The sequence below is a fragment of the Caulobacter zeae genome, assembly GCF_002858925.1.
Taxonomy (GTDB): Bacteria; Pseudomonadota; Alphaproteobacteria; order Caulobacterales; family Caulobacteraceae; genus Caulobacter; species Caulobacter zeae.
On record NZ_PJRS01000049.1, the window covers coordinates 104,205 to 126,539 of the forward strand.

Annotated in this window: 24 protein-coding genes; 16 read left to right on the forward strand and 8 right to left on the reverse strand. The window is 67.5% G+C overall.

The features are described 5' to 3' along the window. Nucleotides 1-29 precede the first annotated feature (29 nt). The gene (locus SGCZBJ_RS23830) at nucleotides 30-464 is read left to right on the forward strand and encodes a GFA family protein (RefSeq protein WP_101720403.1); all 435 of its coding nucleotides are present in this window, start codon (nucleotides 30-32) and stop codon (nucleotides 462-464) included. A gap of 142 nt (nucleotides 465-606) precedes the next feature. Here the strand turns inward: SGCZBJ_RS23830 and SGCZBJ_RS23835 are convergent, their stop codons facing one another. Continuing rightward, entirely contained in the window at nucleotides 607-1,233 is a 627-nt protein-coding gene (locus SGCZBJ_RS23835; RefSeq protein ID WP_101720404.1) for a trimeric intracellular cation channel family protein, read from the reverse strand. A gap of 115 nt (nucleotides 1,234-1,348) precedes the next feature. Here SGCZBJ_RS23835 and ftsY point away from each other — a divergent pair, with 115 nt between their 5' ends. The 5 genes from ftsY (at nucleotide 1,349) to xth (ending at nucleotide 5,439) form a co-directional block, all read left to right on the forward strand. Then, the gene (ftsY, locus tag SGCZBJ_RS23840) at nucleotides 1,349-2,290 is read left to right on the forward strand and encodes a signal recognition particle-docking protein FtsY (RefSeq protein WP_101720405.1); all 942 of its coding nucleotides are present in this window, start codon (nucleotides 1,349-1,351) and stop codon (nucleotides 2,288-2,290) included. A 4-nt stretch (nucleotides 2,291-2,294) separates the two neighbouring features. Beyond that, nucleotides 2,295-2,900 carry an inner membrane-spanning protein YciB gene (locus SGCZBJ_RS23845; RefSeq protein WP_101720406.1) on the forward strand — a complete coding sequence of 202 codons (606 nt, stop codon included), beginning with the start codon at nucleotides 2,295-2,297 and terminating at the stop codon, nucleotides 2,898-2,900. A gap of 111 nt (nucleotides 2,901-3,011) precedes the next feature. After that, entirely contained in the window at nucleotides 3,012-3,581 is a 570-nt protein-coding gene (locus tag SGCZBJ_RS23850) for a MarR family winged helix-turn-helix transcriptional regulator (RefSeq protein ID WP_101720407.1), read from the forward strand. 206 nt (nucleotides 3,582-3,787) lie between these two features. Then, nucleotides 3,788-4,381: an outer-membrane lipoprotein carrier protein LolA gene (locus tag SGCZBJ_RS23855; RefSeq protein WP_240621638.1), complete on the forward strand. Its 594-nt coding sequence runs from the start codon at nucleotides 3,788-3,790 to the stop codon at nucleotides 4,379-4,381. A 251-nt stretch (nucleotides 4,382-4,632) separates the two neighbouring features. Beyond that, the gene (gene xth / locus SGCZBJ_RS23860; RefSeq protein WP_101720409.1) at nucleotides 4,633-5,439 is read left to right on the forward strand and encodes an exodeoxyribonuclease III; all 807 of its coding nucleotides are present in this window, start codon (nucleotides 4,633-4,635) and stop codon (nucleotides 5,437-5,439) included. 149 nt (nucleotides 5,440-5,588) lie between these two features. Here xth and dnaQ read toward each other — a convergent pair whose 3' ends face one another. Genes dnaQ through SGCZBJ_RS23885 form a run of 5 tightly spaced genes read right to left on the reverse strand, consistent with a single transcriptional unit; the run spans nucleotide 5,589 to nucleotide 9,303 of the window. Beyond that, complete coding sequence (dnaQ, locus tag SGCZBJ_RS23865; protein WP_101720410.1) at nucleotides 5,589-6,311, reverse strand: DNA polymerase III subunit epsilon; 723 nt, start codon at nucleotides 6,309-6,311, stop codon at nucleotides 5,589-5,591. A 31-nt stretch (nucleotides 6,312-6,342) separates the two neighbouring features. Continuing rightward, nucleotides 6,343-6,942, reverse strand: coding sequence for a dephospho-CoA kinase (coaE, locus tag SGCZBJ_RS23870; RefSeq protein WP_101720411.1), 600 nt, complete (start codon nucleotides 6,940-6,942; stop codon nucleotides 6,343-6,345). Next, complete coding sequence (aroE, locus tag SGCZBJ_RS23875; protein ID WP_101720412.1) at nucleotides 6,939-7,802, reverse strand: shikimate dehydrogenase; 864 nt, start codon at nucleotides 7,800-7,802, stop codon at nucleotides 6,939-6,941. The genes coaE and aroE overlap by 4 nt, the downstream gene beginning before the upstream one ends. Next, the gene (locus SGCZBJ_RS23880; protein WP_101720413.1) at nucleotides 7,799-8,404 is read right to left on the reverse strand and encodes a Maf family protein; all 606 of its coding nucleotides are present in this window, start codon (nucleotides 8,402-8,404) and stop codon (nucleotides 7,799-7,801) included. Before SGCZBJ_RS23880 ends, aroE begins: the two co-directional genes overlap by 4 nt. Continuing rightward, nucleotides 8,401-9,303, reverse strand: coding sequence for a pyruvate, water dikinase regulatory protein (locus SGCZBJ_RS23885; RefSeq protein ID WP_101720414.1), 903 nt, complete (start codon nucleotides 9,301-9,303; stop codon nucleotides 8,401-8,403). Before SGCZBJ_RS23885 ends, SGCZBJ_RS23880 begins: the two co-directional genes overlap by 4 nt. 446 nt (nucleotides 9,304-9,749) lie before the next feature. Between SGCZBJ_RS23885 and hemE the strand changes: the two genes are divergently transcribed. The 4 genes from hemE to rho all read left to right on the forward strand — a co-directional run bounded on the left by hemE (nucleotide 9,750) and on the right by rho (nucleotide 14,057). Further along, nucleotides 9,750-10,778 carry a uroporphyrinogen decarboxylase gene (gene hemE / locus SGCZBJ_RS23890; RefSeq protein ID WP_101720415.1) on the forward strand — a complete coding sequence of 343 codons (1,029 nt, stop codon included), beginning with the start codon at nucleotides 9,750-9,752 and terminating at the stop codon, nucleotides 10,776-10,778. After that, the gene (gene hemH / locus SGCZBJ_RS23895; protein ID WP_420808194.1) at nucleotides 10,775-11,839 is read left to right on the forward strand and encodes a ferrochelatase; all 1,065 of its coding nucleotides are present in this window, start codon (nucleotides 10,775-10,777) and stop codon (nucleotides 11,837-11,839) included. The genes hemE and hemH overlap by 4 nt, the downstream gene beginning before the upstream one ends. Continuing rightward, nucleotides 11,788-12,300, forward strand: a complete 513-nt coding sequence (locus SGCZBJ_RS23900) for a CopD family protein (protein ID WP_276308979.1) — start codon at nucleotides 11,788-11,790, stop codon at nucleotides 12,298-12,300. Before hemH ends, SGCZBJ_RS23900 begins: the two co-directional genes overlap by 52 nt. Nucleotides 12,301-12,608: 308 nt before the next feature. Next, nucleotides 12,609-14,057 carry a transcription termination factor Rho gene (rho, locus tag SGCZBJ_RS23905; RefSeq protein WP_101720418.1) on the forward strand — a complete coding sequence of 483 codons (1,449 nt, stop codon included), beginning with the start codon at nucleotides 12,609-12,611 and terminating at the stop codon, nucleotides 14,055-14,057. A 261-nt stretch (nucleotides 14,058-14,318) separates the two neighbouring features. Here rho and SGCZBJ_RS23910 read toward each other — a convergent pair whose 3' ends face one another. Both SGCZBJ_RS23910 and SGCZBJ_RS23915 read right to left on the reverse strand, forming a co-directional pair. After that, the gene (locus SGCZBJ_RS23910) at nucleotides 14,319-15,284 is read right to left on the reverse strand and encodes a quinone oxidoreductase family protein (protein ID WP_101720419.1); all 966 of its coding nucleotides are present in this window, start codon (nucleotides 15,282-15,284) and stop codon (nucleotides 14,319-14,321) included. Beyond that, the gene (locus SGCZBJ_RS23915; RefSeq protein ID WP_101720420.1) at nucleotides 15,284-15,976 is read right to left on the reverse strand and encodes a dienelactone hydrolase family protein; all 693 of its coding nucleotides are present in this window, start codon (nucleotides 15,974-15,976) and stop codon (nucleotides 15,284-15,286) included. The genes SGCZBJ_RS23910 and SGCZBJ_RS23915 overlap by 1 nt, the downstream gene beginning before the upstream one ends. A 115-nt stretch (nucleotides 15,977-16,091) precedes the next feature. Between SGCZBJ_RS23915 and SGCZBJ_RS23920 the strand changes: the two genes are divergently transcribed. The 6 genes from SGCZBJ_RS23920 (at nucleotide 16,092) to SGCZBJ_RS23945 (ending at nucleotide 22,173) form a co-directional block, all read left to right on the forward strand. Next, nucleotides 16,092-16,337 (forward strand): DUF6489 family protein, encoded by a 246-nt coding sequence (locus SGCZBJ_RS23920; RefSeq protein ID WP_101720421.1) that lies wholly within the window; start codon nucleotides 16,092-16,094, stop codon nucleotides 16,335-16,337. Nucleotides 16,338-16,341: 4 nt separating this feature from the next. After that, entirely contained in the window at nucleotides 16,342-17,679 is a 1,338-nt protein-coding gene (gene mnmE / locus SGCZBJ_RS23925; protein ID WP_101720422.1) for a tRNA uridine-5-carboxymethylaminomethyl(34) synthesis GTPase MnmE, read from the forward strand. A gap of 172 nt (nucleotides 17,680-17,851) precedes the next feature. After that, complete coding sequence (gene mnmG, locus SGCZBJ_RS23930) at nucleotides 17,852-19,720, forward strand: tRNA uridine-5-carboxymethylaminomethyl(34) synthesis enzyme MnmG (protein WP_165799426.1); 1,869 nt, start codon at nucleotides 17,852-17,854, stop codon at nucleotides 19,718-19,720. Further along, nucleotides 19,720-20,379, forward strand: a complete 660-nt coding sequence (rsmG, locus tag SGCZBJ_RS23935) for a 16S rRNA (guanine(527)-N(7))-methyltransferase RsmG (protein ID WP_101720424.1) — start codon at nucleotides 19,720-19,722, stop codon at nucleotides 20,377-20,379. The genes mnmG and rsmG overlap by 1 nt, the downstream gene beginning before the upstream one ends. Continuing rightward, complete coding sequence (locus SGCZBJ_RS23940) at nucleotides 20,363-21,169, forward strand: ParA family protein (RefSeq protein WP_101720425.1); 807 nt, start codon at nucleotides 20,363-20,365, stop codon at nucleotides 21,167-21,169. Before rsmG ends, SGCZBJ_RS23940 begins: the two co-directional genes overlap by 17 nt. A gap of 101 nt (nucleotides 21,170-21,270) precedes the next feature. Continuing rightward, complete coding sequence (locus SGCZBJ_RS23945; RefSeq protein WP_101720426.1) at nucleotides 21,271-22,173, forward strand: ParB/RepB/Spo0J family partition protein; 903 nt, start codon at nucleotides 21,271-21,273, stop codon at nucleotides 22,171-22,173. Nucleotides 22,174-22,335: the final 162 nt, after the last annotated feature.

Sequence of the window (22,335 nt, forward strand, 5' to 3'; positions counted from 1 at the left end):
CTGTTGCCGCCCTGCTTGCGGAGAGGATCATGGGCTTGAGCGGCGGCTGCCAGTGCGGCGCGGTGCGGTTTCGGGTCGAGGGCCAGCCCGGCCGCGCCTCCATCTGCCATTGCCGGATGTGCCAGAAGGCGTTCGGCGGCCCTTTCGGCGCTCTGGTGACGGTAAGTCAGGCCGATCTGACCTGGACCCGGGGCGAGCGCGCGACCTTCCAGAGCTCCGACGCCATCCGCCGCGGCTTCTGCGCCGCCTGCGGCGCGCCGCTGACCTACGAATGGAGCCAGGAGAAGATCGACCTGGCCGTCTTCGCCTTCGACGATCCGTCGGCCGTTGAGCCCGTGGTGCAGTTGGCGATCGACACTCGGCCGGCCTGGATGGAGCATCTGGCCGACATGCCGGTGCGCTCGCCGATGGGCGGATCGGCGAGCCCGGTGGTGTCGAGGCAGCATCCCGATTTCGATACGTGAACGCCAACTCCTCCCCCGTGCAACGGGGGAGAGGGACCGCGAAGCGGTGGAGGGGGCGAGACTGGGCTCTGTGCCGGCCCTCGCCCCCTCCGTCACAGCGCTGATAGCGCCGCGCCACCTCCCCCGCTTCGCGAGGGAGGAGCTAAGGCTTCTCTTCCCCGCCCATGAACCCGGGCAGGCTCCAGCCGAACTTGATGGCGCAGGCGCGCAGTCCGAAAGCCGCGATGAACCCGGCGATCCCGGCCGGCCAGAAGCCGACATTCAGCCATTGCAGGATCGCGAACACGGCAGCGCCTAGCAGGGCGGCGGTGATGTAAATCTCGCGGCGTAGCAAGAGGTTGGGCTCCTCGGCCAGCACATCGCGCACCACCCCGCCGAAGGCCGTCGTGAGCACGCCCATGATCACCGAGGTGAAGGGATGCACGCCCAGGCTCAGGGCTTTCGCGGTGCCGACCACGGCGTAGGCGGCCATGCCCAGGGCGTCGAGCCACAGCAGGGCTCGAAACCGCCAGCCGCGCTGGCCCAGCAGCCAGATCACCAGGGCGGCGGCCAGGCAGGCCAGGATGTAGCTGGGCTTCTGGATCCAGAAGACGGGCGCGCCGATCAGCAGGTCGCGCAGCGTGCCGCCGCCCACGCCGGTGATGGCGGCGAAGAAACCGAAGGTGACGATGTCGTGCTTGCGTCGCGCGGCGGCCAGCGCGCCGGTCGCGCCGAACACGGCGACGGCGGCGTAGTCGAGCCAGAACAGGGCGGCGGCCAAGGGATCCATGGTCTCTAGACGCCATGCTCCGGGGCCAAGCGCAACCGTTCACGCTTCCGTGGCGCTAACCCTGAATCGTAAATCGCGTCTTCACTTTTCCACCCACCTCGCTACAGGAGCGCGGATGAGCGAAAAGCCCTCGCAGAAACAAGGCTGGTTCCAGCGTCTCACGGCCGGCCTCACCCGGTCGTCCCAGGCGATGACCGAGCAGGTGACCGGCGCCTTCACCAAGAAGCCGCTGGACCAGGAACAGCTCGACGCGCTGGAGGAGATGCTGATCGAGGCCGACCTCGGCCCGCAGATCGCCGCCCGCATCACCGACGCCTTCGGCAAGGCTCGCTTCGGCAAGGCCTCGAGCGACCGCGAGGTCAAGGAGGCCCTCGCCGAGCTGATCACCGCCGAACTGGCCGACCGTGAAGGCCGCTTCGACCCGCTGGACGGCCCACGCCCCTATGTCGTGCTGTTCATCGGCGTCAACGGCTCGGGCAAGACCACGACCCTGGGCAAGATCGCCGCCGACCTGACGGAGAAGGGCGCCCGCGTCCTGATCGCCGCCGGCGACACCTTCCGCGCCGCCGCCGTCGAGCAGCTGAAGGTGTGGGCCGACCGGGCCGGCGCCGACTTCATGTCCAAGCCCACCGGCAGCGACGCCGCCGCCCTGGCCTTCGAGGCTGTCGAGCGCGCCAAGGCCGAAGGCTACGACGTCGTGCTGATCGACACCGCCGGCCGCCTGCAGAACAAGCAGGGCCTGATGGACGAGCTGCTCAAGGTCATCCGCGTGGTCAAGAAGGTCGATCCCGACTACCCGCACGAGACCCTGCTGGTGCTCGACGCCACCGTCGGCCGCAACGCCCTGGCCCAGGAAAAGGTGTTCGGCAACAGCGTCGGCGTTTCCGGCATCGTCATGACCAAGCTGGACGGCACCGCCCGCGGCGGCGTGCTGATCCCCGTGGCCCGCGCCTCGGACAGCCCGATCAAGCTGATCGGCGTCGGCGAGGGGATCGACGACCTGCAGCCGTTCGACGCCCGCGCCTTCTCGCGCTCGCTGGTCGGGCTGGAGGACTAGCCGCGTGACCCGTCCTGAAGCCCCTAAACCCAAGTCGGCCGGCTGGGTTCGTCATACGGTCGACTACGGCCCCCTGCTGGCCTTCCTCGTCGGCTTCCTGGTAACCAAGAGCATGACCACGGCCACTTGGGTGCTGGTCGTGGCCTCGGCCATCGCTCTGGCCTTCGGCTTCGCAGTCGAGAAGCGCCTGGCGCCGATGCCGCTGATCGCCGGCCTCGGCGCACTGGTGTTCGGCGGGCTCGCGCTGGTCTTCCACGATCCGCGGCTGCTGAAAATCAAGCCCACAGTGCTAAACATAGCCTATGCCGCCTTCCTGTTCGGCGGCCTGCTGTTCGCAAAGAATCCGCTGAAAGTGCTGCTGGGCGAAGCGTTGCACATGGACGACGCGGCTTGGCGCACGCTGACGATCCGCTACGCCTGTTATTTCCTGGTCGCCGCCGCCGCCAACGAAGTGGTCTGGCGCACCCAGAGCGACACGGTCTGGGTGTGGTTCAAGTTCCCTGGCCTGGCGCTCCTGGCCGTCCTGTTCTCGCTGACCCAGGTGCCCTTCTTCCTGAAGCATCTGGCCAAGCCCGAAGAAGAGAAGATGCCAGAGCCTCCGGTTACCTGACGCCGCGTCGATCCGGCCGAGACTGATCCACCGACCACGGACCATCTGTCGTCAAACCGACGCGTTAGCGTGCTAGCTGGACGTCCGTCAGCGGAAACGGGGGCGGACGACATGGCCAAGCACAAGAGCGACAAGACCGCGGCGCGCGAGGTCGGGGTGCTGGACCGCTCGCCCAGCCACCTGTTGCACCGGGTGCTGCAGACCGCCCTCGACATCTATGTGGAAGAAACCGGCGCCGGCGCGATCACCCAGCGCCAGTTCGCGGTGCTGGCCGCCGTGGCCCAGCACGAGGGCGTCACCCAGACGGGCCTGGTGAAGGCCACCGGCATCGACCGCTCGACCCTGGCCGACATGGTCGCCCGGATGATCGCCAAGGGCCACCTGGAACGTCAGCGTTCGGAACAGGACGCCCGCGCCAACTCCGTGCGCCTCACGCAGGCCGGCCGCCTGATCCTGGAAGAGAGCCTGCCGCGCGTGGCCGCCGCCGACGCCCGCATCCTGTCGCTGCTGAAGGCCGGCAAGCGCGACGGCTTCCTCGACCTCTTGGCCGAGATGGCCGCCGTCGACCTGACCGCGCCCCGTCCCGAGCCGAAGGCCAAGAAGGACAAGGCGGAAAAGGCCGACAAGCCGAAGAAGGACAAGAAGGCCAAGAAGGACAAGGACGCCAAGAAGGCGGCCTGACCCCACTTCGCCGCGAAACCTCGACCGTTCGGCGGCGTTCCCTTCAGCCCCAACCTGAACGGCCCTTCATCGCAGCGCCGGAAAAGGGCCCTTCCATGGCCTTTCCCGCGACGCGCGCACAGGGCAAAGGTGGAGGTGAAGGAGTTCGCATGACGCAGACCACCATGAACCGTCGCACCCTGATCGCCGCCGGCGGCGCGGGCCTGATGGCCGCCGCCTTCGGCGCGCCGACCCTGGCCCAGGAACTGTCGGACGAGGACAAGGCGCTGATCGCCAAGGCCACGGCCTACATCCAGGGCCTGTCCAACGCCAAGGGTCGCTTCGTGCAGACCGATCCGCGCGGCGTGACCACCCAGGGCACCCTGTGGCTGCAACGTCCAGGCAAGGCGCGCTTCGAGTATGACGGCCCCAACGGCCTGCTGGTCGTCAGCAACGGCAATAACGTCAACATCTTCGACAGCCGCCTGAAGACCTTCGAGAGCTATCCGCTCAGCCGCACGCCGCTGGCCCTGCTGCTGGCGCGCGAGGTGCGCCTGGACCGCGGCGTGAAGATCACCAGCGTGCGCAAGCTGGCCGACGGCTTCACGATCGTCGCCCAGGACGCCAAGCGCCAGACCCTGAGCCGGCTGGAGATGAACTTCAGCAGCGCGCCCGAGCTGATCGGCTGGACCATCAGCGACGTGAAGGGCGGCCAGACCCGCGTGCGCCTGTCGGGCCTCGACAAGGTCGGCGCCATCGATCCGAAGCTGTTCGTGTTGACCGATCCGCGCCGCCGCACGGGCAAGCCGGCGACCGGCTGACATCCGTGCAAGCCGGTCGGTTTGTGACATTCTCACAACATGCAATAGATAAGCGGTTTTTCGCTTGACTAAAAGTTTCGGCGTGGCACTTTTATCACGCATGGCGATGAGCGCCCGACCCGCTCTTCGCAAACCGTGCCGGATCTATCCCCTCCCGGCGGCGGCATGAGAGACCTGACTTTCGCCCGGACGCCTCGCGTGTCCGGGCGTTTTTCTTTGTGGTCGGCGAGCGGTGCAGGTAGGGGAGCGGCATGCGCCTCCGTATCGCCACCTGGAACGTCAATTCCGTCCGCCTGCGCGCCGAGCAGGCCGCCCGCTTCGTCGACGAAGCCGCCCCCGATGTCCTGTGCATGCAGGAGATCAAGTGCCAGGACGGCGAGTTCCCGCGCGAGGCCTTCGAGGCCATGGGCCTGCCGCATATCAAGATCGCCGGCCAGAAGGGCTGGCACGGCGTGGCCATCGCCTCGAGGCTGCCGATCGAGGACGTCCCCACCCTGATGAACTGCCGCGAGGGTCACGCCCGCTGCGTGGCGGTGAAGGTGGCCGGCGTCGAGATCCAGAACTTCTACATCCCGGCCGGTGGCGACCTGCCCGACCGCGTCGCCAACCCCAAGTTCGACCACAAGCTGGATTTCTACGAGACCCTGACGGCCGCCCTCAAGAAGCGTGATCCAAAGGCTCCGCTCATCGTCACCGGCGACCTCAACATCGCGCCCGGCGAGAACGACGTCTGGAGCCACCGCCAGATGCTGAAGGTGGTCAGCCACACCCCGGCCGAGCTCGAGGCCTTCGACGCCCTGATCAAGTCGATGGACCTGCTGGACCTGCCGCGCCTGGCCGTGCCCGAGCCGGAAAAGCTGTTTTCCTGGTGGAGCTACCGCGCCACCGACTTCCGCAAGTCCAACCGCGGCCTGCGCCTGGACCATATTCTGGCCAGCCCCGGCCTGCGCGACGCGGCCATCGTCGACGGCAAGGTCTCCTCGCGGGTCCATGACGACGTACGCGAGTGGGAACGCCCCAGCGACCACGCCCCGGTGACGGCGGATCTGAAGGTCTAACCCTCTCCCAGAGGGAGAGGGAGGGGCCCATGCGCAGCATGGGAGGGTGAGGGGTTACGCCGTCAACCGGCGTGCCGGCACGCCGTCTTCAGTCCCTAACCCCTCATCCGACGGCCTGGGGCCGCCACCTTCTCCCTATGGGAGAAGGGCTACTCGGAAGCCGGCGCCAGCTCGGGCAGGGCGAACTTCAGCCAGACGGCCTTGTCCTTCAGGGTCGACTTGACCCAATCGGCGTGCACCGCGCGCTCGGCGTCGGTCGAGCGGAAGGGCAGGGGGCGCGGGCGGGCGCCGTAGCCGCCGGCGCGGGCGGCGCTCACCGCGTTCACCGCCACGGCGTGGGTCAGTTCGAGCGCGCGCTCCTTGCCGCCTTGCAGTTCGAGATAGACCTCGGCCAGCAGGTGGGAGTCGATCAGCGCCCCGTGCTTGTCGCGGCTGTCGAGGCTGATCTTGAAGCGCTTACAGAGCGCGTCGAGCGAGTTGTACATGCCCGGAAAGCGCTTCTTGGCCATGGCCAGGGTGTCGACCCAGCGCTCCTCCGGCAGCGGGGGACGACCGCACTTCTCCAGCTCGAAATTGACGAAGCTGCGGTCGAACGAAGCGTTGTGGGCGACGACGACGCTGTCGCCGACGAATTCCAGGAACTTGTCGGCGATCTCATGGAACTTCGGCTTGCCGGTCAGGAAGGCGGCCGACAGGCCGTGCACCTTCTCGGCCTCGGCCGGCATGTCGCGCAGCGGGTCGCAATACTCATGGAACGACCGGCCGGTGGGCATGTAGTCCACCACCTCGATGCAGCCGATTTCGACCAGGCGGTCGCCCGTCTTCGGATCGAAGCCGGTGGTTTCGGTGTCGAGGATGATTTCCCGTGCCATGGCCTTTCAATGGGCCGGTTCGAGTCCGGCATCAAGCTTGGGGCGCGGTTCTCAACAGGGTCAGGATGTCGCGCACCTGGTCGTGGGCGGCCGCTAGGCCCTTACCCGTGTCGACCACGAAGTCGGCGCGGGCGCGCTTTTCGGCGTCGGGCAGCTGGCGGGCCAGGATGGCCTCGAACTTCTCGGGCGTCATGCCGGGCCGGGCCAGCACCCGCTCGCGCTGGACGTCGGCCGGCGCGCTGACCACCACCACCTTGTGGACGTTCTTCTGGCCGCCGGTCTCATAGAGCAGCGGCACGTCGAGCACGACGATGTCGTGGCCGTCCTTTTTCGCCTTCTCAAAGAAGCCGATGCGATGGGCGCCGACCAGCGGGTGAACGATGGCCTCCAGCTTTTCCAGCGCCTCGGGATCGCCGACCACCTGGGCGCTGAGCCGCGCACGGTCGATCGCGCCATCGACTACGACACCTGGAAACGCCGCCTCGACCGGCGCCACGGCCGTTCCACCTGCTGAATAGAGCGCATGCACGGCGGCGTCGGAATCGTACACAGGCGCGCCTTCGGCCTCGAACATCTTGGCCGTGGTCGATTTGCCCATGCCGATGGAGCCGGTGAGGCCAAGGATGATCATTTCGCGCCTTGCCCCAGATGCGCCAGGGCGACCGCCCGGACATCGACGCCAGCCGGTGGGGCCTGGCCGAAGAAGGCTTCGAACGACGGAACGGCCTGTAGCAGCAACATTTCCAGGCCATCCACAGTGGGGCGGCCGGCGGCTTGCGCCCGTTGCAGGAACTCGGTGCGCAGCGGCTTGTAGACCATGTCCATCACCACGCAGCCTGGCGGGGTGAGCGCGAGATCGGCCGGCGGGCCGTCGCCGCCGCCAAGGCCCAGCGAGGTGGCGTTGATGACGAGGCCCGCATCCGCCAGCAGGGCAGGGAGCTCGGCCTCGCCGGCCGCGATCACCTTGTCCCCAAGGGCGTCGGCGATGGCCTGGGCCTTGGCGACCGTGCGGTTGACGATCCCCACCTTGGGCGCGCCGGCCAGCAGCAGGGCCGCGGCCGCGCCACGCGCCGCGCCGCCGGCGCCGAGGATCACCACGGGCGCGGCCGAGACGTCGAAGGCCGGGGCCTGGGCGGCGATCGCGCCCAGCAGGCCCGGGCCATCGGTGTTGTCGGCGAAGATCGTACCATCCTCGCGGAAACGCAGCAGGTTGGCGGCGCCCGCCAGGCGCGCCAGGTCGCTGGCCTCGTCGGCGCAGGCCAGGGCCCTCTCCTTGAAGGGGATGGTGACATTGAGCCCGCGAATGACCCCGCCGCGGAAGCCGTTCACGAAGACCTCGAAGCGGTCTTCGGGCGGGCCCATCGGCACATAGGCGCCGTCGATTCCGGCGGCGGCCAGCCAGGCGTTGTGCAGCAGCGGGCTCATCGAGTGGACGATCGGCTGGCCGCAGACGCCGGCCACCAGGGCCTGGCCGGTAATCTTGAAACTCATGCCTGAAGGGCTCCGTGCAGGCGCAGGAAGTCGAGCAGGCCGGTCATCGGCAGCCCGAGGATGGTGAAGTAGTCGCCGTCTATACGGTCGAACATCTGCAGGCCTTCGCCCTCCAGCATGTAGCAGCCGACAGACGACAGGATCTGCTCGCCCTTGCGCTCCAGATAGCCATCGAGCCAGGCCTCGCTGAATGGGCGGACCGACAGCTTGGCGGTCTCGACGATGCGCCAGATCGGCTGGCCGTCGCGGGCCACGACGACGCCGGAGTGCAGCTTGTGGATTTCTCCACGCAGTTCCAGCAGGCGGGCGCGGGCGGCCTCGAGGGTATCGACCTTGTCGAACAGCCGGCCCTTCAGCTCCAGCGTCTGGTCCGAACCGATCACGAGGCCCGGTCGCCTGCGGGAAACCTTGACCGCCTTTATCTCGGCCAGGGCGTCGGCGACGTCGCGCGGCGTGACCTCTTCGGCCAGCAGGCCGGCCTTGGCCGCCTCTTCGTCCACACCCGAGGCGACGGCCTCGAAGGGCACGCCGGCGTTCTTGAGGATGGTCTGACGGGTCCAGCTGGTCGAAGCCAGCACGATCGGGGAAGGGGAGGCGCTCATCCCAGCACCTCGACCTGGCCGCGGCCGCCCGACAGCAGGTTGATGATCGCCGCGGCGGTTTCCTCCACAGAGCGGCGGGTGACGTCGATGATCGGCCAGCCGTTCTTTTCGAACAGGCGGCGGGCGGCGATGATCTCGGCCCGCACGCTGTCGGTGTCGATGTAGTCGCTCTCTCTATTCTCCTTGAGCGACAGGAGACGGTTGCGGCGGATCTGGATCAGCCGCTCGGGCGTCGTCATCAGCCCGACGATCAGGGTGTTCTTCAGCTCGAACAGCTGCTCGGGCGGCGGACGGCCCGGCACCAAAGGCACATTGGCCGCGCGCACGCCGCGATGGGCCAGATAGATGCAGGTCGGCGTCTTGGAGGTGCGCGAGACGCCCACCAGGATGACGTCGGCCTGGGTCAGGTCCTGGCCGCCCTGGCCGTCGTCGTGGGCGATGGCGTAGTCCAGGGCCTCGATGCGGTCGAAATAGTCGTTGTTCAGCGCGTGCTGCGCGCCCACGCGCGTGGAGATCTTGGCGCCCAGGTAACGCGACATGGCGCTGACCACCGGATCCAGCGCCGCGATGCACGGCATGTCGAGCTTGCGGCAGCCTTCTTCCAGCGCCGAGCGCAGGTTGGGGTCGATGATGGTGTGCATGACCACCCCCGGCGCGCCCGCGATCTCCTCCAGCGCCCGATCCAGTTGCCGGATGGAACGCACCAGCGCGTAGATGTGTTCGATAGGCAGGATATCGGTGAACCGTGCACAGACCGCGCGCGCCATGGCGTTCAGGGTCTCGCCCGTGGAGTCCGAAACCAGGTGGATATGGAAGTAGGTCGCGAACCGCGCGGTGTGGCGATCGGCCTCAGGCGACGCACTGTCCTGTGGATCATCCGTTAAGGGTTGCTTTACCACTCTGGGAGCCTTCTGGGGACAAGCGGGCGCCAAATGCGCCCCAGCGCGACGCTGCGCCGCGCCCCTGTGATAAACGGCCTCATTGACGCCGGACAATCCCCAGCTTGAACCTGCCCACCAGGACCTGTGCCTGCGCGTTCTCCCGCGCTTGTGGAAAGTCCTAACGGATGGTTAATTTATCATTCACCATCGTCTGGGTTTCGTAAGGAATCCGATGGGTTGGAAGCTTGTCCACGAAGTTCACAAGGTATGACTCCCATGTGTACCAAGCTGGGGCATACCGAGTAGGGCCTGTTGGAGTTGTCCACCGGGGCGGACTTATCCCCGTGTTGCACTTGCCCTCCCCCTTCCTCCTCTCTTTCTAAGATTCTTATTTTTAAGAAGAATAAGGGGTACGGGATCGCACGGACTTGAGTGGAACGGCTCGCCGGGATTTAACCGCCGGTATGACGAGCTCTCCGATCCCGAAGTTTCTCTCCGTGCTGGCCGGTGAAACCGCCGAGCGTCCTCCGGCCTGGTTCATGCGCCAGGCGGGACGGTACCTGCCCGAGTATCGCGCCGTGCGGGCGACGACCCCCGACTTCATCAGCTTCTGCCTGAACCCGGAGAAGGCGGCCGAAGTCACCCTGCAACCGCTGCGCCGCTTTCCGTATGACGCGGCCATCGTCTTCGCCGACATCCTGCTGGTCCCCGGCGCTCTGGGCCAGAAGGTCTGGTTCGAGGCCGGCGAAGGCCCGAAGCTCGGCGAGCTGCCCTATCTCGACGCCATGGCCGACAAGACCCAGCAGGCCGGCGAGGCCCTGAAGGCGGTCGGCGAGACGCTTTCCCGCGTGCGAGCCGACATCGATCCCTCGAAGGCCCTGATCGGCTTTGCCGGTGCGCCATGGACGGTGGCGACCTACATGATCGAGGGCGGATCCAGCGATCGCTCGGGTGCGCGCACCTTCGCCTACCAGAACGCCGAGACGCTGGACCGACTGATCCAGATCCTGGTTGACGCCACGGTCGATTATCTGGCCATGCAGGCCGCTTCCGGCGCCCAGGCGCTGAAGCTGTTCGAGAGCTGGGCCGAAGGCCTCTCCGAGCCGCTTTTCGATCGCCTGGTGACCAAGCCCCATATCGCCATCGTCGAGGGCCTTCGCGCCCGCGGCGTGACCGTGCCGCTGATCGGCTTCCCCCGCGGGGCCGGAACGCTCGTCGAGGCCTACGCGCAGGCCGTGCCGGTGGACGGGGTGGCGCTCGACACCTCGGCCTCGGCGAAGCTGGGCCAGGCGATCCAGAAGACCAAGACCATCCAGGGCGCCCTCGATCCGCTGCTGCTGCGGGCCGGCGGGTCAGCGCTGGACGAGCGGGTCGAGCAGATGCTCGAGCAATGGGGGCAGGGCCCCTATATCTTCAACCTGGGTCACGGCATCTTGCCCGACACACCGATCGCTCATGTCGAGCAGGTGCTGAAGCGGGTGACCGGCCTGTGAACCAATTGAAGAGCGGCGCGGAAGCCGGGCGACGGATCGCCGTCGTCCTGTTCAATCTCGGCGGGCCCGACGGCCAGGCGGCCGTGCGGCCGTTCCTGTTCAACCTGTTCCGCGATCCGGCGATCATCCAGGCGCCGTTCTTCGTTCGCTATCCGGTGGCGGCGCTGATCTCGACAACCCGGGCCAAGTCGGCGCGCGCCAACTACGCCCTGATGGGCGGCGGCTCGCCCCTTCTGCCGGAAACCGACAGGCAGGCCCGCGCACTGGAGGCGGTGCTCGCCGAGCGCCTTCCGGGCGACACGGTCAAGGCCTTCGTGGCCATGCGCTACTGGGACCCGCTGACCGGCGAGACCGCCAAGGCGGTGAAGGCCTGGAAGCCCGACGAGGTCGTGCTGCTGCCGCTCTACCCCCAGTATTCGACCACCACCACCGCCTCGTCGCTGAAGGCGTGGAGCAAGGCCTACCGCAAGGGTCCGGGCCGGACGACGACCGTCTGCTGCTATCCCACGGCCGATGGGTTCGTGCAGGCGCACGCGGACCTGGTTCGGGCGGAGTACGTCAAGGCCGGCTCGCCCAAGCCGGCGCGGATCCTGTTCTCGGCCCACGGCCTGCCGGAAAAGGTGATCACGGCCGGTGATCCCTACCAGCGCCAGGTCGAGGCGACGGCCGCCGCCGTGGTGGAAAAGCTCGGCGACATCCTGGGCGAGGGCGTCGACTGGAAGATCAGCTACCAGAGCCGCGTCGGCCCGCTGAAGTGGATCGGACCGTCCACCGACGAGGAGGTCGAGGCGGCGGCGCATGAGGGCCTGGCGCTGGTGGTCACGCCGATCGCCTTCGTCTCCGAGCACATCGAGACCCTGGTCGAGCTCGACGTCGAGTATCGCGAGCTGTTCTACGCCCACGGCGGCTCGATCTATGCCCGCGCGCCAGCGCTTGGCGTCGCGCCCGCGTTCATAGATTGTTTGGGGACTCTCGTGACTGAGGCGCTCTCTTCGGAAGCGTCGCAGGTCTGCGGCAGCGACCAACCCTGTCCCAAAGCCGCCCCTGGAGCCCGCGCGTGAACGACTTCCTGGTCGAGCATTTCAACCTGATCCGCGGCCTGCACATCCTGGCCGTGATCGCCTGGATGGCGGGGATGCTCTACCTGCCGCGCCTCTACGTCTATCACACGGGCACCACGCTCGGTTCGGAGATGGACGCGACCTTCAAGGTCATGGAGCGGCGGCTGCTGCGGGGGATCATCAATCCGGCGATGATCGCCGCGCTGGTCTTCGGCCTGGGCCTGATCATGGCCGACGGCGCGATCCGCGGCTGGGACTTCCTCCTGAAGCCCTGGATGCTGGCCAAGCTGGCTGGCGTGTTCTTCCTGTTCGGCTGGCACGGCTTCCTGTCGAAGGCTCGCAAGGCCTTCGAGGCCGGCCAGAACACCCGCTCGGAGAAGTTCTGGCGCGCCACCAACGAGCTGCCCTTCGTGGCGGCGATCGTCATCGTGCTGTCGGTGACGACCAAGTACCTGAACTAGCGGAGGCGGGGCGCCTGGCCCCGCGTTCTCCCAACCTTATCCCCCGCCAGGCGATGGAGCCCCACAGGACTCCATCGGTAGCGCTTGACCCCGAACCCGCCTTGTGGTTCCCGTCTTGGTCAGACGTTGCGGCCATACCGCAGCGTTCCCGCCTTTCACGGATCGCGCCCGTCCTGGTGCGCCTCATGATCCGTTCCCCTGATCGATCCGCGCCGCCGTCATGGCGCGACCCCATTGCCGCCTTCGCCTGAAGTCGGCTGAATTTCTATCCAAGCCCGGATCGTATCCGGGCGACCGCGAGTCTATGCATGACTGAAGAAACCGATCCGCAAGCCCCGCTCGATCTGGACGCCCCCGTGGAGGTCCTTGGGGAAGCCACGGAAGAGGCCGCCATCGAGATCGTGGCCGAGGCCAATGACGCCGCCATCGAGGCCGGCGCCGACGACGAAGACGACAACGCCGAGATCACCGCGGCCATCGCCGCCATGGGCCTGACGCGCATGTCGCTGCAGGAACTGAAGGAAAAGTCCCCGGCCGACCTGCTGGCTTTCGCCGAGACCTTCGAGGTCGAGAACGCCAACTCCATGCGCAAGCAGGACATGATGTTCGCCATCCTGAAGACCCTCGCCGAAGAAGGCGTGGAGATCTTCGGTTCGGGCACCATGGAAGTGCTGCAGGACGGCTTCGGCTTCCTGCGCTCGCCGGAAGCCAACTACCTGCCGGGCCCGGACGACATCTACGTGTCGCCCTCGCAGATCCGCAAGTTCGGCCTGCGCACCGGCGACAGCGTCGAGGGGGCCATCCGTTCGCCGCGCGAAGGCGAGCGTTACTTCGCCCTGACCAGCGTCTCGAAGATCAACTTCGAAAGCCCGGAAAACGTGCGCCACAAGGTGCACTTCGACAACCTGACGCCGCTCTATCCCGAAGAGCGCCTGAACATGGAACTGCCCGATCCGACCATCAAGGATCGCTCGGGCCGCGTCATCGACATCGTCGCCCCGCTCGGCAAGGGCCAGCGCTGCCTGATCGTCGCCCCGCCGCGCGTGGGCAAGACGGTGATGCTGCAGAACATCGCCAAGTCGATCGAGACCAACCACCCCGAGTGCTATTTGATCGTCCTGCTGATCGACGAGCGCCCGGAAGAAGTCACCGACATGCAGCGCACGGTGAAGGGCGAGGTCATCGCCTCGACCTTCGACGAGCCGGCCACCCGCCACGTGCAGGTCGCCGAGATGGTCATCGAGAAGGCCAAGCGCCTGGTCGAGCACAAGCGCGACGTCGTCATCCTGCTGGACTCGGTCACGCGTCTGGGCCGCGCCTACAACACCACCGTCCCGTCTTCGGGCAAGGTGCTGACCGGCGGTGTCGACGCCAACGCCCTGCAGCGTCCCAAGCGCTTCTTCGGCGCCGCGCGTAACGTCGAAGAGGGCGGCTCGCTGTCGATCATCGCCACGGCCCTGATCGACACCGGCAGCCGCATGGACGAAGTCATCTTCGAAGAGTTCAAGGGCACCGGTAACTCGGAAATCGTTCTTGATCGTAAGGTCGCCGACAAGCGCATCTTCCCGGCCATCGACGTGCTCAAGTCGGGCACCCGCAAGGAAGAGCTCATCACCCCGCGCGACCAGCTGCAGAAGACCTACGTGCTGCGCCGGATCCTCAACCCGATGGGCGCTTCGGACGCTATCGAGTTCCTGCTCGACAAGCTGCGCCAGTCGAAGACGAACGGCGATTTCTTCCAGAGCATGAATACTTAAGCTTGGTGTTTCACGTGAAACACGAGAAAGGCCCCGGAGCGATCCGGGGCCTTTTTGTTGGTCGGTGGTGTTGAGATCCTCCCCTCTGGGGGAGGTGGCCCGAAGGGCCGGAGGGGGACTTCCACTTTCGCGGCGTGGCCCTCGTCCTTCGACAAGCTCAGGATGAGGACCAAGACTGGCGTGGTAGAAACTTGGCGCCGTGGCCTCTGTCGAAAGCCTCATCCTGAGCTTGTCGAAGGACGAGGCTTTCGTTTCACGGTCTCAGGGAACCAGCACCGTCGCCCCGGTCGTCTTCCGCCCCTCCAGGGCTTCGTGCGCCGCCCGGGCCTCCGCCAATGGGAACCGCTGCCCGATCTCGATCTTCACCGCGCCAGAGGCCAGCACCTCGAACAGCGCCGCGGCGCTCTCGTCGAGCTCCTCCGTCGTGACGATATAGTCGAACAGGCGAGGGCGGGTGATGAAGGCCGACTTGGCGCCCAGCTCCAGAGGCGCGAACGGCGGCACGGGGCCCGAGGCGTTGCCATAGGTGACCAGCACGCCGCGACGCCCGAGGCTCTTGAGGCTGCCCTGGAAGGTGTCCTTGCCGACGCCGTCATAGACGACCGGCACGCCGGCCCCGTCGGTGATCTCGGCCACCCTCGCTGCTACATCCTCGTGGTCGTAGAGGATCACGTGGTCGGCGCCGAGGTCGCGGACGATCTGGGCCTTGGCCTCCGAACCCACCGTGGCGATGACGGTCGCGCCCAGGGCCTTGGCCCACTGCACCAGGATCTGGCCGACGCCGCCGGCGGCCGCGTGGACCAGCACGGTCTGGCCGGCTTGCACGGGGAAGCAGCGACGGACCAGGAACTCGGCCGTCATGCCCTTGAGCAGGACGGCGGCGGCGACCTCCAGATCGACGCCTTCCGGAACCTTCACCGCCCGATCGGCCGGAACCACCGAGGCCTGCGCATAGGCGCCCATCGTGCCGTTGTAGGCGACGCGGTCACCAACGGCGAAGCGGGTGACGCCCTCGCCGACGGCCTCCACGTGACCGGCGGCTTCCAGGCCCAGCACCTGCGGGTACTTCACCGGATAGAGGCCCGAGCGGTGATAGGTGTCGATGAAGTTCAGACCGACAGCCGCGTGGCGGACGAGGATCTGGCTGGGGCCGGGCGAGGGGAGGTCGCACTCGACGACCTCCAGGACCTCGGGGCCGCCGGCGGCCTTGGCTTCGACGGCCAGCATCAGGCGAGGGTCTTCTTGAAGAAGGCCAGGCTGCGGCCGTTGGCGAGGGACGCGTCAGCGGCGTCATAGTGCTCCCCGCCCTCGCGGGCGAAGGCGTGGTCGCGGCCCGCATAGGTATGAAGCGTGATCTGCGGATGGTCCTTCAGCGCCGCGAAGATCACCTGCTGGGCTTCCTTGGGCACGAACTTGTCTTCCTCGGCCACGTGCAGCAGCAGCGGCTTCTCCAGCTTCTCGGCCTCGCCGACATACTTCTCCAGGCCGACGCCGTAATAGGAGACCGAGGCGTCCGCGTCGGTGCGGGTGGCGGTCAGGAAGGCCAGCAGGCCGCCCAGGCAGTAACCGACCGCGCCCACCTTGCCTGACGACTGCGGGCGGATGGCGTCGATGGTGGCGTCGATGTCGGCGACGCCGGCGTCCACGTCGAACGCGTTGAACAGTTCGAAGGCCTTCTTCCACTCGGCTTCCGACTTGTCGGTGATGTCGATGCCCGGCTCGATCCGCCAGAACAGGTCGGGGCACACCGCCAGGAAGCCTTCGCCTGCCAGCTTGTCGCAGATGTCGCGCATCACCTGGTTGACGCCGAAGATCTCCTGGATGACGACGACGGCCGGCGGATTGTCTCCCGTGGCGGGACGCGCGACATAGGCCGAGAAGTCGCCATCGGGCGTGTTGATCGTGAGGGTCTCGCTCATGGGGCTCTCCACATACAATAAGCCGTCGATGGGACTTTCGACCGAAGCGCTCTAACCTGCCCCGAGCAGTGCGCGGCGTCACAATCTCGTGGCCTGCCGCCAGGGAACTTTTTCGATGAAGATGACGATCGAGATCGACTGCACCCCGGTCGAGGCGCGGGCCTTCCTGGGCCTGCCCGACGTAAGCGGATTGAACGACCATCTCGTCAAAGAGATGCAGGCCCGCATGGACGCCAACATGGCGATGCTGGCCCCCGAAGAGCTGATGAAGAACTGGATGGCGTTCGGGGCCGGCGCCCAGGACAGCTTCCGCAAGCTGATGACGGCCGCGGCCGGAGCAGCGGTCGGCAAGCGCGACTGATCTGATGGTCGATACGATCTACGCGCCGGCGACGGCGGCCGGGCGCGCCGCCGTGGCGGTGATCCGCGTCTCGGGTCCGGCCAGCGGCGAGGCTGTGCGCGCGCTCACGGGAAACCTGCCCAAGCCGCGCCAAGCGGTCCTGCGCACCCTGCGCCACGATGGCGTCGCGCTCGACGATGCGCTGGTGCTGTGGTTCCAGGGACCGGCCAGCTATACCGGCGAGGACGCCGCCGAGTTTCACGTGCACGGGGGAAGGGCGGTCGTCGAGGCTCTGCTCGGCGCCCTTTCGGCGCTGGGCCTGCGCCTGGCCGAGCCGGGCGAGTTCACTCGTCGGGCTTTCCAGCATGGCAAACTGGACCTGGCCCAGGCCGAGGCCGTGGGCGACCTGATCGACGCCGAGACCGAAGGCCAGCGCAAGCAGGCGCTGGGGCAGCTGGGCGGCGCCCTTGGCCGTCGCTACGACGGCTGGCGCGATCTGCTGGTCCAGGCCCTGGCCATGTTGGAAGCGGCGGTCGACTTCCCCGACGAGGAACTGCCGGAAGACGTGGCGGCGCGCGCCCGTCCCGGACTGGAGACCTTGAAGGCCGAGATCGACGCCGCCCTGGCGGATATCGCACGTGGTCGCCGGGTGCGCGACGGCTTCCGCATCGCCCTGGTCGGCGCGCCCAACGCCGGCAAGAGCACGCTGCTCAACGCCCTGGCCGAGCGCGACGCGGCCATCGTCACGGCGACGCCCGGCACCACGCGCGACGTCATCGAGGTCCCCCTGGTGCTCGGTGGATACAAGGCCTTGCTGGCCGATACGGCCGGTATCCGCGAGACGGCCGACGACATCGAGGCCGAAGGTGTGCGCCGGGCGCGAGGCTGGGCCGAGGAGGCGGACCTGCGGATGTGGGTCGTCGACGCCGGGGAGTTTCACGTGAAACATTCTGAACACCACTCAATCGTCCGTGCGGGCGACTGGCTGGTGATCAGCAAGACCGATCTGGTAGAGCCGTCCGTGGTGACGGCCATACGCGCCCAGACAGCCGAGTTGGGATTGCACGTGGTGGCGCTGTCGGCCCGGGAGGAGGGCGCCGACCCTATCCGGGCTGCGCTGACCGAGCATGTGGTCCAGGCTCTGTCCGGCGCGGAGTTTCCGGCGGCGACGCGGATCCGCCACGCGGAACGCCTGGGGGAGGCGAGGGCCTATCTGGAGCGCGCTTTGGCCGAAACAGACGACGTGGAACTGGCGGCTGAGGACGTTCGCCTCGCTTCACGTGCAGTTTCGCGGATCACAGGCCGGATCGACCCAGAAGACGTGCTTGACCGTGTCTTTTCAAGCTTCTGCATTGGGAAGTGAATGTTTCACGTGGAACAGGTACTTGAACCGTCCACAGCCTGACCACAGATACGCGCACTGCGTTTCACGTGAAACGCCCCGGACTCGACTCGCCCACAGGGCGGCTTGAAGCTATAAGTCAGGCACGCTCCCGCCGGGTCGGGGGCGTTCCGCATTGAGGCGCGTTTCTCCCTTGTCCAGCTCTTCGCCCCAGTCATGGGACGTCATCGTTATTGGCGGCGGTCACGCCGGTTGCGAGGCCGCGGCGGCCGCCGCGCGCAGCGGTGCGCGCACCCTGCTGCTGACCCACAAACGTGAAACCGTCGGCGAGATGTCCTGCAACCCGGCCATCGGCGGCCTGGGCAAGGGCCACCTGGTGCGCGAGATCGACGCCCTGGACGGTTTGATGGGGCGCATGGCCGACAAGGCCGGCATCCAGTTCCGGATGTTGAACCGTTCCAAGGGCCCGGCCGTGCGCGGCCCACGCTCGCAGATCGACCGCAAGCTCTATCGCGAGGCCATGCAGGCCGAGCTGTTCGCCTATCCCAACCTCGACGTCGTCGCCGCCGCGGCCGAGGATTTGATCGTCGAGGACGGCCACCTGGCCGGCGCCGTGGACGGGGAGGGGAACGTCTACCGCGCCCACAAGGTGGTGCTGACCACCGGCACCTTCCTGAAGGGCGTCATCCACCAGGGCGAAACCCGCATCCCGGCCGGCCGTGTCGGCGACCAGCCGTCGATCGGCTTGTCGGACCGCCTCTATGGCCTGGGCTTCGACATGGGCCGCCTGAAGACCGGCACGCCCGCCCGCCTCGACGGCAAGACCATCGCCTGGGATCGCCTCGACATGCAGGCGGCCGACGTAGAGCCCGTGCCGTTCTCGTTCCTGAACGACAGGATCGAGGTGCCGCAGATCCGCTGCGGCATCACCTTCACGACCGAGGAAACCCACAAGATCATCGCCGATCGTCTGGATGAGTCCGCCGTCTATGGCGGTCGCGCCACGGGGATCGGCCCGCGCTATTGCCCGTCGATCGAGGACAAGGTCGTCCGCTTCGCCGACAAGACCAGCCACCAGGTGTTCCTGGAGCCGGAAGGCCTGGACGACGACACCGTCTATCCGAACGGCGTCTCGACCTCGGTCTCGGCTGAAACTCAGCTTCTGTTCCTGCGCACCATCCCCGGCCTCGAGGCCGTGGAGGTGATCCGCTACGGCTATGCGATCGAGTACGACTATGTCGATCCGCGCGAGCTCTACGCCACGTTGGAGACCAAGCGCCTGCCGGGTCTCTACCTGGCCGGCCAGATCAACGGCACCACGGGTTATGAAGAAGCCGGGGCGCAAGGCCTGGTCGCCGGCATGAACGCCGCGCTTTCCGCCTTGGGCAAGGAGCCGGCCGTCTTCGCGCGCGACGAGGCCTATATCGGCGTGATGATCGACGACCTCGTCACCCGCGGCGTCACTGAGCCCTACCGCATGTTCACCAGCCGGGCCGAGTTCCGCCTCACCCTGCGCGCCGACAACGCCGACCAGCGCCTCACGGAACGTGGCGTGCAGCTGGGCGTCGTGGGCGAGGTTCGCGCCGCCGCCTGGGCCGCCAAGAAGGCGGAACTGGACGCCGTCCGCGCCCGCGCCCGCGCCCTGAACATGACCCCGGCCGAGGCCGTGAAGGCCGGCTTCAAGGTCAATGCCGACGGCCAGCGCCGTGACGTCATGGCCATGCTGGCCTATCCGGACGTGGGCCTCGATGACCTGGTTCGCGTGTGGCCCGAGATCGCCGACTGGAGCCCCATGGCCCGCGAGCAGATCGAGATCGAGGCGGCCTATGCCGGCTATCTCGACCGCCAGCGCGCCGACGCCGAGTCCCTGCGCAAGGACGAGGACCTGCGCCTGCCGGCCGACCTCGACTATCGCGACATCGGCAGCCTCTCCAACGAGGTGCGCGAGAAGCTGATCCGGGTAAAGCCCCTTACCCTGGGCCAAGCCGCTCGCATCGAGGGGGTCACTCCTGGCGCCCTGACGGCCCTGCTGGCCCACGTGCGACGGGGCCGGGCCGCCTGATGGTTGTTTCTGAACTCGTGATCGAAACGCTCGACCCGGTCGACGCCGCGGCCTTCCAGAGGCTGACGGGCTCGACCGACGCCCAGGTCGCCGACCTGGCGCGCTACAAGGACCTGCTGGCCGAATGGAACGAGGTGATGAACCTCGTTGGTCCGGCCTCGATGGCCGCCTACTGGAACCGTCACGCCTGGGACAGCGCCCAACTGCTGACCTTTGCGCCGCAGGCCAAGACCTGGGCCGACCTGGGGGCTGGCGCCGGCCTGCCCGGCGTGGTGCTGGCCATCCTGCTGAAGGGCGTTCCCGGGGCCAAGGTCCACCTCGTCGAGAGCATGGCCAAGCGCTGCCGCTTCCTCGACGCCGTCTGCGGCGAGCTCGACCTGCCGATCGAGATCCACAACGCTCGCGCCGAGAGCCTGGACCTCAAGGTGCAGGTGGTCACGGCCCGGGCCTGCGCGCCGATGCCGCGCCTGCTGGAATACTCGCAACCCTATCTCAAGCGTGGCGCGGTCGCCTGGTTCCTGAAGGGCCAGGAGGTCGCCGCCGAGATCGCTGAAGCCGAGAAGACCTGGAAGTTCGAGTCGGACGTGCGGGGCTCCAAGAGCGACCCGCGCGGCCATGTCGTGCAAATCAAGGGGCTGAGCCGTGTCCGCAAAGTCTGAGCTGAGAGTCCTGGCGGTCGCCAACCAGAAGGGCGGGGTGGGCAAGACCACCACGGCCATCAACCTGGGCACCGCCCTGGCCGCGTGCGGCGAGCGCGTGCTGCTGATCGACGCCGACCCGCAGGGCAACTGCTCGACGGGCCTGGGCATCGGTCGCCTGCAGCGCAAGAAGACGTTGTACGACGTGCTGATGGGCGAGGCCCCCATCGTCGAAGCCGCCGTGCAGACCTCGCTGCCGGGCCTGGACGTGATCCCGGCCGACGCCGATCTGTCCGGGGTGGAGCTGGAGCTGGGCCAGGTGGCGCGCCGCTCCTACCGCCTGCGCGACGCCCTGGAGCCGCTGCGCGCCAACGGTCCCTATACCTACGTCCTGATCGACTGCCCGCCGTCGCTGAACGTGCTGACGGTCAACGCCATGACCGCGGCCGACGCCGTGTTCGTGCCCCTGCAGTGCGAGTTCTTCGCCCTGGAAGGCCTGACCCAGCTGATCCGCACCATCGAGCGGGTGCGCGGCAGCCTGAACCCGCGCCTGGAGATCCAGGGCGTGGTGCTGACGATGTACGATCGTCGCAACAGCCTCTCCGAGCAGGTGGCCCGCGACGTGCGCGAGCATTTCGGCGACAAGGTGTACGACGCGGTCATACCGCGGAACGTCCGGGTGTCGGAGGCGCCGTCGTTCGGCAAGCCGGTGCTGCTCTATGACCTCAAGTGCGCCGGCTCGCAGGCCTACCTTCGGCTGGCCCGCGAGGTGATCAGCCGCGAGAAGGATCGCCAGGCCCAGGCCGCCTGATCCACAGGGTCTACCTGTTTGAGCGCCGACCTGAGAATACGGGTCGAAGTCGTTATTGAAGTTGAAGTTTCGAGGAGACGGTCGTGGTCGGTGAAGCGGGGATGTCGGAAGGCCGTCGGGGTCTGGGTCGCGGTCTGTCGGCGCTGCTGGGCGAGGTCGAAGCCGCCCCGGCGCAGGCGCCGGGCGACAATACCGGCGGTTCGCGCGAGGCGCCGATCGAGCTTCTGAAGCGTAATCCCGATCAGCCGCGTCGGACCTTCCGCGAGGAAGACTTGGTAGAACTTTCCAATTCGATCGCCGAGAAGGGCGTGCTCCAGCCCATCCTGGTGCGGCCCGCGCCGGGCGCACCGGGCGAGTACCAGATCGTCGCCGGCGAGCGCCGCTGGCGCGCCGCCCAGCGGGCCGGCCTCAGGACCGTGCCGATTATCGTGCGCGAGCTCGACGATCTTGCCGTGCTCGAGATCGGCATCATCGAGAACGTCCAGCGCTCGGACCTCAACATCCTCGAAGAGGCCCTGAGCTACCGCGTCCTGATGGACAAGTTCGGCCGCACCCAGGACGCCATCGCCCAGACGATCGGCAAGAGCCGCAGCCACGTGGCCAACACCCTGCGCCTGCTGGCTCTGCCGGAAGCGGTGCAGCAGCATCTGGTCACCGGCGCGCTGACCGCCGGCCACGCCCGCGCTATCGCCACGGCCGCCGATCCGGGCGCCTTGGCCCAGCAGGTCATCGACGGCGGCCTGTCGGTGCGCGAGACCGAGACCCTGGCCCGTGTCGCCCAGACCGGCGACGCCACCCCGCGCGCCAAGAACGGCGGTTCGGCGTTGCCGCGCGCGCCGCGCTCCAAGGACACCGACACCCAGGCCCTGGAAGCCGACCTGTCGTCGGTGCTGGGCCTCGATGTCGAGATCGACCATCGCGGCGGCGCCGGCTCGCTGATCGTGCGCTATGCGACGCTCGAGCAACTGGACGACCTGTGCAACCGCCTGACGCGCGGCGTCTGATCGACCCGATTTTCGGGGTCTCCTGTGGCGCATGAAGAAGGGCGCGGCCGTATCCTGGGTCGCGCCATTCGCCACAGGCGGGGGCGGGGAGGGCGAAATTTTCGCCTAATCCCTTGCTGTATAAGGGAAAAGTCCGGGCCGATTCGCTGAATCGAAAGCTCC